Annotated in this window: 14 protein-coding genes, 1 rRNA gene and 1 riboswitch; all 15 genes read right to left on the minus strand. The window is 38.9% G+C overall.

The window, feature by feature from the left end; translation table 11 throughout:
- Nucleotides 1-299: 299 nt before the first annotated feature.
- The gene (gene purD, locus P2Q73_RS18955) at nt 300-1,559 is read right to left on the minus strand and encodes a phosphoribosylamine--glycine ligase (protein WP_053591901.1); all 1,260 of its coding nucleotides are present in this window, start codon (nt 1,557-1,559) and stop codon (nt 300-302) included.
- A gap of 16 nt (nt 1,560-1,575) precedes the next feature.
- Nucleotides 1,576-3,111 carry a bifunctional phosphoribosylaminoimidazolecarboxamide formyltransferase/IMP cyclohydrolase gene (gene purH / locus P2Q73_RS18960; RefSeq protein WP_053591900.1) on the minus strand — a complete coding sequence of 512 codons (1,536 nt, stop codon included), beginning with the start codon at nt 3,109-3,111 and terminating at the stop codon, nt 1,576-1,578.
- 38 nt (nt 3,112-3,149) lie between these two features.
- Entirely contained in the window at nt 3,150-3,722 is a 573-nt protein-coding gene (gene purN, locus P2Q73_RS18965) for a phosphoribosylglycinamide formyltransferase (protein WP_275790063.1), read from the minus strand.
- On the minus strand, nt 3,722-4,777 hold the full coding sequence (purM, locus tag P2Q73_RS18970) for a phosphoribosylformylglycinamidine cyclo-ligase (RefSeq protein WP_275790066.1): 1,056 nt from the start codon (nt 4,775-4,777) through the stop codon (nt 3,722-3,724). The genes purN and purM overlap by 1 nt, the downstream gene beginning before the upstream one ends.
- A gap of 11 nt (nt 4,778-4,788) precedes the next feature.
- The gene (gene purF / locus P2Q73_RS18975; RefSeq protein ID WP_053591897.1) at nt 4,789-6,210 is read right to left on the minus strand and encodes an amidophosphoribosyltransferase; all 1,422 of its coding nucleotides are present in this window, start codon (nt 6,208-6,210) and stop codon (nt 4,789-4,791) included.
- On the minus strand, nt 6,186-8,417 hold the full coding sequence (gene purL / locus P2Q73_RS18980) for a phosphoribosylformylglycinamidine synthase subunit PurL (protein ID WP_275790068.1): 2,232 nt from the start codon (nt 8,415-8,417) through the stop codon (nt 6,186-6,188). The genes purF and purL overlap by 25 nt, the downstream gene beginning before the upstream one ends.
- The gene (purQ, locus tag P2Q73_RS18985) at nt 8,401-9,087 is read right to left on the minus strand and encodes a phosphoribosylformylglycinamidine synthase subunit PurQ (protein ID WP_275790070.1); all 687 of its coding nucleotides are present in this window, start codon (nt 9,085-9,087) and stop codon (nt 8,401-8,403) included. The genes purL and purQ overlap by 17 nt, the downstream gene beginning before the upstream one ends.
- Nucleotides 9,084-9,338: a phosphoribosylformylglycinamidine synthase subunit PurS gene (purS, locus tag P2Q73_RS18990; protein WP_053591894.1), complete on the minus strand. Its 255-nt coding sequence runs from the start codon at nt 9,336-9,338 to the stop codon at nt 9,084-9,086. Before purS ends, purQ begins: the two co-directional genes overlap by 4 nt.
- Nucleotides 9,335-10,051 (minus strand): phosphoribosylaminoimidazolesuccinocarboxamide synthase, encoded by a 717-nt coding sequence (gene purC / locus P2Q73_RS18995; RefSeq protein ID WP_053591893.1) that lies wholly within the window; start codon nt 10,049-10,051, stop codon nt 9,335-9,337. The genes purS and purC overlap by 4 nt, the downstream gene beginning before the upstream one ends.
- Nucleotides 10,052-10,139: 88 nt before the next feature.
- Nucleotides 10,140-11,435 (minus strand): adenylosuccinate lyase, encoded by a 1,296-nt coding sequence (gene purB / locus P2Q73_RS19000; RefSeq protein WP_056833383.1) that lies wholly within the window; start codon nt 11,433-11,435, stop codon nt 10,140-10,142.
- A gap of 16 nt (nt 11,436-11,451) precedes the next feature.
- Nucleotides 11,452-12,573 (minus strand): 5-(carboxyamino)imidazole ribonucleotide synthase, encoded by a 1,122-nt coding sequence (purK, locus tag P2Q73_RS19005; RefSeq protein WP_275790075.1) that lies wholly within the window; start codon nt 12,571-12,573, stop codon nt 11,452-11,454.
- Nucleotides 12,570-13,058 carry a 5-(carboxyamino)imidazole ribonucleotide mutase gene (purE, locus tag P2Q73_RS19010; RefSeq protein ID WP_275790078.1) on the minus strand — a complete coding sequence of 163 codons (489 nt, stop codon included), beginning with the start codon at nt 13,056-13,058 and terminating at the stop codon, nt 12,570-12,572. Before purE ends, purK begins: the two co-directional genes overlap by 4 nt.
- A 206-nt stretch (nt 13,059-13,264) precedes the next feature.
- Nucleotides 13,265-13,365: riboswitch (purine riboswitch) on the minus strand.
- Between the two features lie 87 nt (nt 13,366-13,452).
- Nucleotides 13,453-13,644, minus strand: coding sequence for an NETI motif-containing protein (locus P2Q73_RS19015; RefSeq protein ID WP_275790081.1), 192 nt, complete (start codon nt 13,642-13,644; stop codon nt 13,453-13,455).
- On the minus strand, nt 13,641-14,189 hold the full coding sequence (locus P2Q73_RS19020) for a DUF2179 domain-containing protein (protein WP_053591888.1): 549 nt from the start codon (nt 14,187-14,189) through the stop codon (nt 13,641-13,643). The genes P2Q73_RS19015 and P2Q73_RS19020 overlap by 4 nt, the downstream gene beginning before the upstream one ends.
- Nucleotides 14,190-14,757: 568 nt before the next feature.
- A 5S ribosomal RNA gene (gene rrf / locus P2Q73_RS19025) occupies nt 14,758-14,873 on the minus strand.
- Nucleotides 14,874-14,938: the final 65 nt, after the last annotated feature.

The following is a 14,938-nucleotide window of genomic DNA, read 5'->3' on the forward strand; positions in this document are numbered from 1 at the left end:
CCGCAGCGCAGCGAGGAGGCTAAGGCAACGCCCGCGGAAAGGGAGCCGTTTCAACGATTTTTTTATTTATCGGACGACATTATTTAGTAAAGTCGAATTCTATAGACTTTTTCAGTGCCCTCCATGAAGTCCCCGGCTCATGCGGACGTGAGGCCAGCGCGAATGCATATAGCTGGTGATTATTTGATTAAGTCTATGACTAGCGTCTTGCGTCGTGAAAAGCACACATTCTAACAATGAAGCTTAACAAGGTCAAAATAAAAACAGGATAACTCCAAATACGGAGTTATCCCATCAAATTAAAGAAAAGTTCGCCAACCTATATCTTTTCTGAAAAATAGACCATCCCATTGTAAAGTAGATAGACCCTCGTATACTTTTTCTTGTGCTTCTTTTAAAGTAGTTTCACTTGCAGCAACTAAAATAACTCGACCACCATTGGCAATAAATCCATCATCACTAGCTTTAGTACCTGCATGGAAAACATGTAGCCCTAATTCTTGTAGGGATTGAAGATTAGGAAGCTCAGCGCCTTTTTTCACGTCTCCTGGGTAACCTTCTGAAGCAATGACTACGCCCAACATGGATTCCTTCGACCACTTTAGTTCATACGGTTTCTCATCCATCAATGCAGTCATGAATTCACCAAAGTCACTTACCATTCGAGGAAGGACTACCTGTGTTTCTGGGTCTCCAAAACGTGCATTAAACTCGATAACCTTTGGACCGTCGCTCGTTAAAATAAGTCCTGCATATAAAATACCAGTAAAAGATATTCCCTCTTTAGTCATTGCCTGTACGGTCGGAACAACGATTGCTTCGTATGCTGCATCGACAATTGTTGAAGAAATCTGTGGAACAGGTGAATATGCGCCCATACCACCAGTGTTTGGACCCTTATCTCCGTCATAAGCTCGTTTATGGTCTTGTGCAATTACCATTGGATAAATTTGACCGTTATGCACGAATGACATGAAAGAAAACTCTTCCCCGTCCAAGAATTCTTCAATTACAACGCGAGAAGACGATTCTCCAAATAATTGATTGCCAATCATATCTTCCACCGCATTGTTTGCTTCTTCCACCGTCATGGCAACTACTACCCCTTTACCTGCAGCAAGTCCGTCTGCTTTTACGACGATAGGAGCTCCTAGCTTTTCAATATATGCTTTCGCTTTATCTACTTCTGTAAAGGTTTCGTACTCTGCTGTTGGGATATCATATTTTTGCATAATCTCTTTTGCAAATGCTTTACTGCCTTCTAGTTGTGCAGCAGCCTTTGTTGGTCCAAAAATACGTAAGCCCTCTGCTTGAAAAAAGTCCACGATCCCACCTGCAAGTGGTTGCTCTGGTCCAACAAAAGTTAAATCGATTTTATTTTCTTTTGCGAAAGTTGTAAGCTCATCAAAAGCCATAACATCAATTGGTACAATTGTTGCGTCTTCTAACATACCAGCGTTACCTGGAGCCACAAAAACTTTGTTTACAGAAGGGGAATCATTGAACTGCTTTGCAATAGCATGCTCACGGCCACCACTACCAATTACGAGTATATTCATATATGAAGTGCCTCCCTTAATGTTTAAAATGACGAACGCCAGTGAATACCATTGCGATTCCGTATTCATTTGCTTTATCAATTGAATCTTGGTCTTTAACAGAACCACCTGTTTGAATAATCGCAGTAATGCCAGCCTTTGCAGCTACTTCTACTGTATCGTTCATCGGGAAGAATGCATCTGATGCAAGTCCTGCTCCTTTTGCTCGTTCACCTGCTTGCTCCAGCGCAATCTTTGCTGAACCCACACGATTCATCTGACCTGCACCGACTCCGATTGTCATATCTTCAGTAGAAACAACAATTGCATTAGACTTAACGTGTTTCACTACGCTCCATCCAAGTTCTAATGCTTTCCATTCTTCTGGTGTTGGTTCGCGGTCTGTAACAACTTTCACATCCGCGTCTTTTAATCCAAATGTATCAGGAGATTGAACTAATAATCCACCTTCCACAGATACGGTATTCCATGCATCTTTTTTTGTTTGCTCATAAGAAATAGTTAACAGGCGAATGTTTTTCTTTGCAGTTAACATAGCGATAGCTTCTTCTGAAAATGAAGGAGCAATAATGATTTCCAAGAAAATTCCTGCCAAAACCTTTGCAGTTGCTGCATCTACTTCACGGTTTAATGCAACAATTCCACCGAAAATAGAAGTTGAATCTGCTTCGTATGCTTTATTAAAAGCTTCTGATATCGTATTACCAGTTCCAACACCACAAGGATTCATATGTTTTACTGCAACTGCAGCGGGAATTTCGAATTCTTTTACGATTTGAATAGCAGCGTTTGCATCTTGAATATTGTTGTAGGATAGCTCTTTCCCATGTAATTGAGTTGCAGAAGCAATAGAGAAATCAGATCCAAGTGGACGTTTATAAAATGCTGCTTTTTGATGAGGATTTTCACCGTAGCGTAAAGCTTGCTTACGTTCATATGTTAATGTTAGTAATTCAGGAAATTCTTCGCCAGTTAAATCCGTCATATAACTAGCAATTAAAGCGTCGTATGCTGCTGTATGGCGGAAAACTTTTGCAGCTAATCGGCGACGTGTTTCTAAAGTAGTTTCTCCAGTTTCTTTTAATTGACCTAATACTTCCTCATAGTCAGATGTATCTGTAACTACTGTTACGTATTGATGGTTTTTGGCAGCAGAACGTAGCATCGATGGGCCACCAATATCAATATTTTCAATAGCATCTTCAAATGCTACATCTGGTTTAGAAATTGTTTCGCGAAAAGGATATAAGTTCACACAAACTACTTGAATTGGAGTTATTTTATGTTCTTCTAGTTGTGCCTGATGAGAAGGGTCATCATGTTTTGCTAACAATCCACCGTGAATCATAGGATTCAATGTTTTTACTCGACCATCCAAAATCTCTGGAAAATTTGTTACTTGGTCTACTGATGTAATCGCAACACCATTTTGTTCTAAAAATGATTTTGTTCCACCAGTTGATAAAATTTCATATCCAAGCTGTTCCAACTCTTTTGCAAATTCGAGAATCCCTGATTTATCTGAAACACTAATTAACGCACGTTTTGCCACAATGCTTCCTCCTCTTGTAGTTAGAAAAGCCGGTATAATCACCGGCTCCATAGTTTTTGTAAAGTCTTCGTATACAATTCATGCTCCACAGCATGGATTCGTTCTTCTGTTTTCTCTCTATCTCCATCCACTACTTCGACAGCTTGCTGAGCTAATATTGGTCCTGTATCCATTCCTGCATCCACATAGTGAACTGTTACACCTGTTACCTTGACCCCGTGATCAATTGCTTGACCGATTGCATCTTTTCCTGGAAAAGCAGGAAGTAACGAAGGATGGATATTAATGATTCGATTAGGGTACGCTTCGAGCAACACATTCCCAATCAAGCGCATATAGCCAGCAAGTACGATCCACTCCACTTCAAGTTCCTGAAGCTTCTTTAGAATTTCTTGTTCGTATGCATCCTTAGAGGAAAAACTTGTTTGCTTAATAGCAAGTGTTTCGACACCTGCTTTTTTCGCCCGTTCTTCTACAAATGCACCCGGTTTATCTGTGACAACCAATACTGCATTAGCAACTAATCTTCCAGCTTTTACTGCATCGTAAATAACTTGAAAATTACTTCCACTCCCAGATGCAAATATTGCAAACTTCGGTTTTCCCACCATTACACTAAACTCCCGTCATGCGCTCCAGTGAATATAACACCTTCACCTTTTACAACACGACCGATTGTATATGCCTTTTCTCCATGGGCTTCTGCAATAGCGATTGCCTTATCCGCTTCCTCAGCTGAAAGGGATAGTACAAAACCAATTCCCATATTAAAAACGTTATATAAATCACGATCAACAAGCGATCCTTTTTCTTTTAAAAATTGAAACACAGGGAGTACTTCCCATGAACCCAAATCAATTTCAACAGCCAATCCATCTGGCATCATACGAGGTAGGTTTTCATAAAAGCCACCCCCCGTTACATGTGCCATCCCGTGAATAGAAAGTTCCTGATGCATTTCCATAACTGGCTTTGCGTAAATTTTAGTTGGAGTTAGAAGAGCTTTACCGATTTCGCCAAGTTCCTCGTAGCCTTTAACAATCGTTTCTGGAGTATAGCCTTGCTCTTCAAATGCAATTTTACGAACTAGAGAATATCCATTAGAATGGACGCCACTTGAAGCAATACCTACTAAAACGTCCCCTTCTGCAATATTCTCACCGGTAACAATTTTTGATTTTTCACAGGCACCAACAGCAAATCCAGCTAAGTCATACTCATCTTCTTCGTATAAACCTGGCATTTCCGCTGTTTCTCCACCAATCAATGCTGCTCCTGACTGAACACAGCCATCCGCAACACCTTTTACGATTTGCTCAATACGAGCAGGTACAGCTTTGCCAACTGCAACGTAGTCAAGGAAGAATAACGGTTCTGCGCCTTGTGCTACAATATCATTCACACACATCGCTACACAGTCTACACCGATTGTATCGTGGGAATCCGTCATAAATGCAAGCTTCAGCTTCGTTCCAACACCATCTGTACCTGAAATTAATACAGGCTCTTTATAATTTAATGAAGACAAATCAAACATTCCGCCGAAACCACCGAAAGTACCCATAATTCCTTTTCTTGCTGTACGTTCGACATGTGACTTCATTCGTTGAACTGCTTCATAGCCAGCTTCAATATTCACGCCTGCTTTTTCATATGCTTTTGACACGTCATGTCCTCCTATCGAACAAGCTCTTTTTCATGTGGTAGTTTCGTATCTGCGAAAATATCTGTTGGATATTCACCTGTAAAACAAGCTAAACAGTGACCACAATTTTTCTCGCCTTCTGGTCTACCTATTGCTTCAACCATTCCCTCTACAGACAAGAATGTTAAAGAATCAGCACCAATCAACTTACATATATCATCTACGCTATTATTAGAAGCGATAAGCTCCGAATCTGTACTAATATCAATTCCATAAAAACATGGATTTTTTAGTGGAGGAGAACTAATAACTACATGTACTTCCAGTGCACCTGCATCTTTTAACATATTTACAATACGTCTTGATGTAGTTCCTCTTACGATTGAATCGTCTACCATAATTACACGTTTACCTTTTACAACTTGGCGCACTGGGGAAAGCTTCATCTTCACTCCACGTTCCCGTAAATCTTGTGAAGGTTGGATAAAAGTTCTTCCAACATATCTGTTTTTAATAAGACCAAGTTCGTAAGGTATGCCAGTTGCTTCTGAAAAACCGATTGCTGCAGAAATACTAGAGTCTGGTACCCCAGTCACTACGTCCGCTTCAATTTGAATTTCCTTTGCTAGTTGTTTTCCAAGGCGCTTTCTTGCCATATGAATATTAATTCCATCGATATCCGAATCAGGGCGAGAAAAATATACATATTCCATCGTGCAAATTGCTCGATCTTTTTTCTCTACATAACGTTCAGAACGACAACCATCATTATTGATAATTAATAACTCACCTGGATTAATAGAACGAACTAATTCTGCTCCAATTAAATCAAAGGCACTTGTTTCAGATGCAACTACCCATGCACCATCCAATTGACCTAAAGAAAGTGGTCGCATTCCTTGTGGATCTTGCGCAACTATCATACCGTCCTCAGTTAAAATGATAAAAGCAAACGCACCTTCAAGTAATCTTAAAGCTTGCTTAGCTTTTTCTTCAAACGATGGAAGATTACTCTTTTTCAATAAGTGTGCAAGTACTTCTGTATCAGATGTTGTTTGAAAAATACTACCTTGACGTTCTAAGCTTCGTTTTAAACGGGTAGCATTCACAATATTACCGTTATGAGCGATTGCTAGACTTCCAGTCGTAGAATTGAAGAGTAATGGTTGGACATTTTCGATTCCAGAGCCACCTGCAGTTGCATAACGTACATGCGCAATTGCAGCGTGACCTTCTAGCTTTTCTAATTTTCCATTATTAAATACATCATTAACCAAGCCTTCACCCTTCACAGCACGTAAATGTTCTCCGTCTGTGACAACAATTCCAGCACCTTCTTGTCCTCTGTGTTGCAGTGCATGTAATCCATAATAGCTCAAGGCAGCTGGGTTAGGATGTCCCCAAATCCCGAATACACCACATTCTTCATTTAAGCCTCTGAGTTCAGCAAGCATGGTATTGCTCCTTTCCAAGCGGAACGGAATTCGTCAACAGAACCGCTAATCCATTCAGTTCCGTCTTCGTTAGTTATGATGATTTTATTAGAATCTGTGACAGTACCAATTTGAACTGCATCTTGTAAGATTTCTTCAAACTTTGCAGCATTTTCAGGTTTTACAGTTACTAAGAAACGTGATTGAGACTCACTGAATAACGCTGTCGTTGCAGAACCAGTTAGTGTTACTTCTACTCCAAGGGATTTCGCACCAAATGCTTTTTCTGCTAAAGCTACCGCAAGTCCACCTTCTGAAATATCATGCGCAGACTGCACGATTCCAGCTTTGATAGCGGAAAGAAGTGCCTTTTGACGTGCTGCTTCTACTTCTAAGTCAATTGTTGGCGCTTGCCCAAAAATACGCTTTTCTACTAATTTTTGAAGCTCTGATCCACCAAATTCTGTTTTCGTCTCCCCAATCACATAGACAATATCTCCAGCAGCTTTCAATGATTGAGTTGTCACATGTGCTAAGTCTTCTACTAGTCCAACAAGACCAATAGTTGGCGTTGGGTAAACAGCTGTTCCACTACGCTCGTTATACATGGAAACATTTCCGCCGATAACAGGTGAATCTAAAGCAATACAAGCCTCTGAAATACCATCTGCTGATTTTTCTAATTGCCAGAAGATTTCTGGGTTTTCTGGATTACCAAAGTTTAAGCAGTCTGTAATTGCAAGTGGTTTGGCTCCCGAACATACAACATTACGCGCAGCTTCTGCTACAGCAATTTTTCCACCTACAACTGGATCTAAATAGATATATCTAGAGTTACAGTCTGTTGTCATTGCTAAGCCCTTATTTGTACCACGGACACGAACAACTGCTGCATCTGAACCAGGTGTAACTACTGTACTAGTACGAACTTGGTAATCATATTGATCGTAAACCCATTCTTTTGAAGCAATAGTAGGTTGTTGAAGTAAGTTTAGTAAAGTTTCTTTATAATCCGAAACAATCGGTTCAACATTATCCATTGCTTGGAATTCAGTAAAGTAAGCAGGAACTGCTGAAGGTTTGTGATATACTGGTGCTTCTTCTGCAAGTGCATCCGCAGGAACATTAGCTACTACTTCTCCGTTATGAATCAAACGAAGCATTTTGTCGTTAGTAACTTTACCTACCGCAACACAGTCTAAATCATATTTTTCGAAAATCTTAACAATCTCATCTTCGCGACCTTTTTTTACAACTATTAACATACGTTCTTGAGATTCTGAAAGCATCATTTCATAAGCAGTCATCCCAGTTTCACGTTGTGGTACGAAGTCTAAGTTCATCTCTACACCAAAACCAGCTTTTGAAGCCATTTCTGCAGAGGATGAAGTTAAGCCCGCAGCACCCATATCTTGTATACCGATTAAAGCATCTGATTTAATTACTTCTAAACAAGCTTCTAACAAAAGCTTCTCCATGAATGGATCTCCAACTTGGACAGCTGGACGCTTTTCTTCTGAAGCTTCTGTTAATTCTTCTGATGCGAATGTCGCACCATGGATTCCGTCACGACCAGTTTTGGCACCAGCATACATTACTGTGTTACCTTCGCCTGCAGCAATCCCTTTTTGAATGTCTTCATGGTTTATTAAACCTACACACATTGCGTTAACAAGAGGGTTTCCTTCATAACAGTCATCAAACTGAATTTCTCCACCAACTGTTGGAATACCGATACAGTTACCATAACCCGCAATACCAGCTACAACTTCTTCAAACAAATATTTTACTCGTGGAGTTTTTAATTCTCCGAAACGAAGAGAATTTAACATTGCAATTGGACGAGCACCCATAGAGAATACATCACGGATTATCCCACCAACACCAGTCGCTGCACCTTGATAAGGCTCAATTGCAGATGGATGATTATGAGACTCCATTTTGAATACCACTGCTTGGCCGTCACCAATATCAACAATACCAGCACCTTCACCTGGTCCTTGTAATACTTGAGGACCTTTCGTAGGAAACTTACGTAATACTGGTTTAGAATTTTTATACGAGCAATGCTCCGACCACATAACAGAAAATAAACCAGTCTCTGTATAGTTTGGTAGACGTCCTAAAATCTTTTCTACCATTTCAAATTCTTCGTCCGACATCCCCATTTGAGCATATAGTTTTTGTTCTTTAATTTGCGTTGGATTTGGTTCAAGCATGACTGACATGAGTTTCCCTCCACTGTTTCACAATTGATTTGAATAAAGCTAGACCGTCTGAACCGCCCATAATATCATTTGCAGCACGTTCTGGATGAGGCATCATTCCAAGGACATTTCCTCTTTCATTCACAATACCTGCGATATCTTCCAAACTACCATTTGGGTTTTCAGAAGCATATGTGAAAACGATTTGATTGTTTTCTTTTAATGTAGCAAGCGTCTCTTCGTCACAATAATAGTTTCCTTCACCGTGTGCGATTGGAATTTGAATTATTTCGTCTTTTTTATATGCAGAAGTAAATTGTGTTTCATTATTTACCACTTTTAAATCTACTGTACGACACATGAATTTAAGATTTTTATTACGAAGTAGTGCTCCTGGCAGAAGACCAGCTTCCGTTAATACTTGGAATCCGTTACAGATACCTAGAACAGGCTTACCAGCTTCCGCTGCTTTCACAACTTCCGACATAACATTAGAAAAGCGAGAAATGGCACCACAACGTAAGTAGTCACCGTACGAAAAGCCCCCAGGTAATAAAATACCGTCGAATCCGCTTAAATCTTTCTCATCATGCCAAACGTATTCTACTTCTTCCCCAAGTTCGTCTTTAATCGCGTGATACATATCTAAATCACAGTTCGATCCTGGAAAAACGATTACTGCGAACTTCATTTGCTTACAGCCTCCTCAACATCGTAACGATAGTCTTCGATTACTGTATTTGTAAGAAGTTTTTCACACATTTCTCTCACGATAGCATCTAAATCACGATCACTCTCTTCGATTTGAAGCTCCAAATACTTCCCAATGCGTACATCTTTCACTTCATTGTAATCCATAGAATGAAGAGCACCCATTACAGCAGAACCTTGTGGATCTAAAACACTTTCACGTAATGTTACATACACTTTAACTTTTTTCATTTTGATAATCCTCCTAGGCGGGAAAGTATTATTTCATAAACTTCTGTTAAGCTTCCTAAATTACGTCTAAAAACATCTTTGTCTAGTTTATTGTTCGTTTCGGCATCCCAGAGTCTACAAGTATCGGGAGAGATCTCATCTGCAAGTAAAATTTCACCTTGTGCAGTTTTACCGAATTCCAGTTTAAAATCTATTAAAGTAACGCCGATCTCTTTAAAGATTGGTTGAAGTACTTGATTGATTTCCAGTGCTTTTGCTTTGATCGTTTCTACTTCTTCAGGTGTCGCTAGTGCAAGCAGTTCAATATGTGCATCTGTCAACAAAGGATCTCCTAAAGCGTCATCTTTGTAGTAAAACTCTACAATAGTATGCTTTAAAGGAATGCCTTCTTCCATACCTAAGCGTTTAGCGAGACTCCCCGCTGCTACATTTCGTACAACTACTTCGAGTGGAATGATTTCTACTTTTCTTACAAGTTGCTCATTCTCTGAAATTTGCTCAACAAAGTGAGATTCAATTCCTCGATTTTTCAACTCTTCAAATAGAATAGTAGTGATTTTATTATTTAAAATCCCTTTGCCTTCTATTTCTTCTTTTTTCTCACCGTTAAAAGCTGTAGCACTATTCTTATAAGAAACAAACAGGATGTTTTCATCTTCTGTTGCAAATAATTGTTTTGCTTTTCCCTCGTATAATAGACGACCTTTTTCCACTGTAAATCCCTCCGATGAAGTGAAACTTCAATCAGCAGGGGTTTTCCCCCTACCGATTGCAAGTTGTACCAAATTGTCCGCTTTTGTATTAATTAAGACCTAAACGATTAAAGATTAAATCTACATGTTGGATATGGTAGTTGTAATCAAAGCAGTCATCTAAATCTTCTTTTGTTAATAAAGAAGTAATTTTTTCATCCGCATCAACAAATGTACGGAAGGCAGTTTGAGATTCCCATGCTTTCATTGCTAATGGTTGAACAGTATCATATGCTGTTTCACGTGCTAAACCTTTATCAATAAGTGCAAGTAGCACTCGTTGAGAATAAATTAATCCTAAAGTGGAATCCATATTACGTTTCATGTTTTCAGGGAACACTGTTAAGTTTTTCACGATATTGCCGAATCGATTTAACATATAGTTAAGTGCAATTGTTGCATCTGGCAATATAACACGTTCCGCAGATGAATGAGAGATATCTCTTTCATGCCATAAAGCAACATTTTCATAGGCAGTCATCATATATCCACGAATTAATCTCGCCATACCTACCATATTTTCAGAGCCAATCGGATTACGTTTATGTGGCATAGCAGAAGATCCTTTTTGACCTTTCGAGAAAAATTCTTCTACTTCACGAGTTTCCGATTTTTGAAGACCACGAATCTCTGTAGCAAATTTTTCTATAGAAGTTGCAATTAGAGCTAACGTACTCATGTATTGTGCGTGGCGATCACGTTGCAATGTTTGTGTTGAGATTGGTGAAGCTGCAAGACCTAGTTTGTCACATACATACTTTTCAACAAAAGGATCAATATTAGCATAAGTCCCTACAGCACCTGACATTTTTCCAGTTTCAATTACTGTTGCAGCTGCTTCAAAACGTTCTAAATTACGTCTCATCTCTTCTAGCCAAAGAGCTAACTTAAGTCCAAAAGTTGTTGGTTCTGCATGTACTCCATGCGTACGTCCCATCATTACGGTATATTTATGTTCTTTTGCTTTGTTTTCAAGGATTTCAATAAAATTTTGAATATCTTTACGAAGAATAACATTCGCTTGTTTAATCAAATAAGAAAGAGCTGTGTCTACTACATCCGTAGAAGTTAGTCCGTAATGTACCCATTTACGCTCTTCCCCTAAAGTTTCAGAAACTGCACGGGTAAACGCTACTACGTCATGTCTTGTTTCTTGCTCAATTTCTAAAATACGATTTACATCGAAAGATGCGTTTTTGCGTAGTGCGACAACATCTTCTTTCGGAATATCACCTATTTCAGCCCATGCTTCACACGCAAGAATTTCAACTTCTAACCATGCATTGTATTTGTTTTCTTCTGTCCAAATTGCTCCCATTTCCGGGCGAGTATAACGTTCTATCATTTAATTTCCTCCTGTTTTATGACCAAATATTCGATTGTTCAATTTCCTCTAAAGTCTGTTCAATGTTAGTTGAAAGGATTGTTACATGACCCATCTTACGGTTTGTTTTAGCTTCACTTTTTCCGTACAAATGAACGGACCAGTTTGGGTACTTACTAATAGAATTCGTTAAAGGAATAACATGCTGTCCTAATATGTTAACCATTACCGTATCCGTCCATAACTTTGGTTCACGAAGTGGCCATCCACAAACAGCTCTAACATGCTGATGGAACTGAGAGATATTACATGCCTCAATCGAATAGTGACCAGAATTATGTGGTCTTGGTGCTAATTCATTTATTAGTATCTCATTATTTTCTAAAACAAACATTTCAACTGCAAGTGTTCCAACTAAATTTAAGTGATTCGCGATTGTTTGAGCAGCTTCAACCGCTTTATTTGCAAGTGAATTGTCAATGCGTGCAGGAACAATCGTTTCATGCAAAATATGATGGACATGAATATTCTCACCAATTGGTAAGCAATACGTTTCACCAGCACCATTTCTTTGAACAATAACTGAAATTTCTTTTGTAAATGATACAAATGCTTCTGCTATACATGCAGAATGTTCAAATAGTGACTTAGCATTATGCAGCTCTTCTTTTGTTTGAACTATTTGCTGCCCCTTCCCATCATAACCACCTCGAGCAGTTTTAACGACACATGGAAAGCCTACTTCGTCAATTCGCTGTTCTAGCTGTTCAAATGTGCTTGCTTCGACAAATTTCGCAATAGGCACGCCTGAAGCCTGAATTTCCGTTTTTTCAAGGATTCTATCTTGTGTGATCTTTACTAATTCTGCTCCTTGTGGCACATATGCTATTTGAGTTAATCTTTTTAAACCTGCATAATCAATATTTTCAAATTCATACGTAATCACGTCACTAACTTCTGCTAGCTCTTCTAATGCAGCTTCGTCATTATATGGAGCAACTATACGAATATCTGCAACTTGGCCACAAGGTGAATCTATTGTAGGTTCTAGCACTGCTATTTTAAATCCAGCTTCCTTCGCCGCTAATGCCATCATTCGTCCAAGTTGGCCACCACCGATAATACCGATTGTTTGCCCTGGAAAAATTACTTTAGTCATTGAAGTTCACCATTACTTTCTAATACTTTATTTTTCGTATCTTCTCGTCTTTTTTCGAGTTTATGCTCTACTTCCGAATCGGTAATAGAAAGTATTTGTGCTGCAAGTAACCCTGCGTTTGTAGCACCAGCTTTTCCGATTGCTACTGTAGCAACAGGAACGCCACCTGGCATTTGGACAATTGATAATAGAGAATCTAGACCATTTAGTGCTCTAGATTGAACTGGAACACCAATTACCGGAAGTGTTGTCTTAGCAGCAACCATACCCGGCAAATGAGCTGCACCACCAGCTCCCGCAATAATCACCTGAATTCCGCGTTTTCTAGCTTGCTCAGCATATTCAAACATTAAGTCAGGTGTACGATGTGCAGATACTACTTGTTTTTCATAAGGTATATGAAGTTCTTCTAATATTTCACAACTATATTTCATTGTTTCCCAATCGCTAGAACTACCCATAATTACACCAATTTTTGCGTTCATTATTCTCGTCCCTCCATCAAAGTGCTTTTGACGTATCTGCGTCCAAATCTTGCTTATAAAACTTCAATTAACAATTGAATGAAGTTAAAAATAAAAAATTCCCCAAATAAACTACTTTCTTTAGAAGAAAAGCAGTTTACTTGAGGAATATGGTTGCAGGATTTGTGTCTCTATGAACATATGAAAACACATCCTTTAAGCAATATCCAAAAGTCGCTTTCCCTCATAGTCCTGTCATTTACGGTGACTTGGTAGAGACGCTAAAGCCAATTCTTTAGCATATATGGGGAGATAATCGTCCATTTCTATTCATAGTTTAACAATTATAGCGACTCACGTCAACGCTTAAATACGAACAATTAATTTTCAGAAAACTATAATGTTCGTCTTTTGGTTATTTTTTAGCTTCTTTTATCCCTTTCAATTGAATGATTTGTCTAACTGGCACCGGTTGTCCATTAACTTCTTGAAATAGCGGTTCTTCTCTTCTTCCAACTACTTGAAAGCCTTGTGCAGTCATTTTACTCATACATTCCGAAATACTTTCGTTTTCTTGTACTTCAAACCACTTTGTCTCTTGTTTCATGAAAACAATTTTCCTCTCCTTACTCGTTTTACCCAGAATCCACCATGAATAGTTTTTGGCTCATATGCAATAATAAATATTTTTGGATCAATCTCTTTTAAGCGATTATACAGTTTCGCTTCGTCTTTTCTTGGAGTTAATATTTGTAATGCTTGTCTAGCACCCTCTAGTCCATTTGCAGTCCAGCTAGTTACACCATATCCTTCTTCTCTCAAAAGTGTTGATAGATTTATCTCGCTTTCACTTTCAGTAGAAATGGCATTTACCATAATATAACCTAATGACATTTTCTCCTCAAGTTTTGATCCAACGACTATTCCTGTACCAAATCCAAGTGCATACGCAATTAGATTATGAATCTCATTTAGATTATCCAAAACTAGACCAAGGCCTACTATATATACCACCACTTCTATTATACTAATTAGCGCCGCAACATATCGATAGCCCTTTAGCGTAAGTATCATACGTGTAGTAGATAAAGTGACATAAACAATATTAATGGCAAAAATAATCAACACCATGGAAATTGCAGTTGAAGTCATTCCACCAGCTCCTCTCGTAATTTGTAGTTATTACTTATTTATATACCCATAATTAAGTACAACTAAAATACAAAGAGTGATAAATAGGAAGTTAGTATAGTATGGTTTCATTTATTGATACCTATTTCAACTGTTGAAATTGAAAGGTTATCCATTAAATAGCAGAACGAGACTAATCTTGCTCAAAGAGCGACTAGTTTGCTTGCAACCGAGACCAAATTTTCTAATTCGAGACCATTTTAGCTGAAACCGAGACTATTCTTGTTAAATATGGATATGGGAGACTAATTTGTCTAGGAGAGCAACCATTCCGAACCTATAAGCAACCACCCGAGTCGTATAAGCGACTAAGAATATACGAAAGCGACCATTTCTCACAATAAAGAGTTCACTTCCTCTGAGATGACACATTTTTCTTCTGTCCTACGTTATGATACTCTCTTCCTTGCTTCCTCGAACTCTTTGTTCCTCTACTTTCTCGATTATTTCTTTATTCCTCATTGCCTTCGGCTCTTTCTTTACAAACAAAAAAAGCCGCCACCGATTACTCGGTGACGACTTTTCAATTGCCCAGCGACGTCCTACTCTCACAGGGGGAGACCCCCAACTACCATCGGCGCTGAAGAGCTTAACTTCCGTGTTCGGTATGGGAACGGGTGTGACCTCTTCGCCATCATCACTAGACTCTTCGGCTTTCCATACACATCGTACTTCTTCGTCAACTTCATTCGTTCGGTCAGTCACGTACT

The organism is Bacillus sp. Cr_A10 (genome assembly GCF_029222665.1).
Classification (GTDB): domain Bacteria; phylum Bacillota; class Bacilli; order Bacillales_A; family Planococcaceae; genus Psychrobacillus.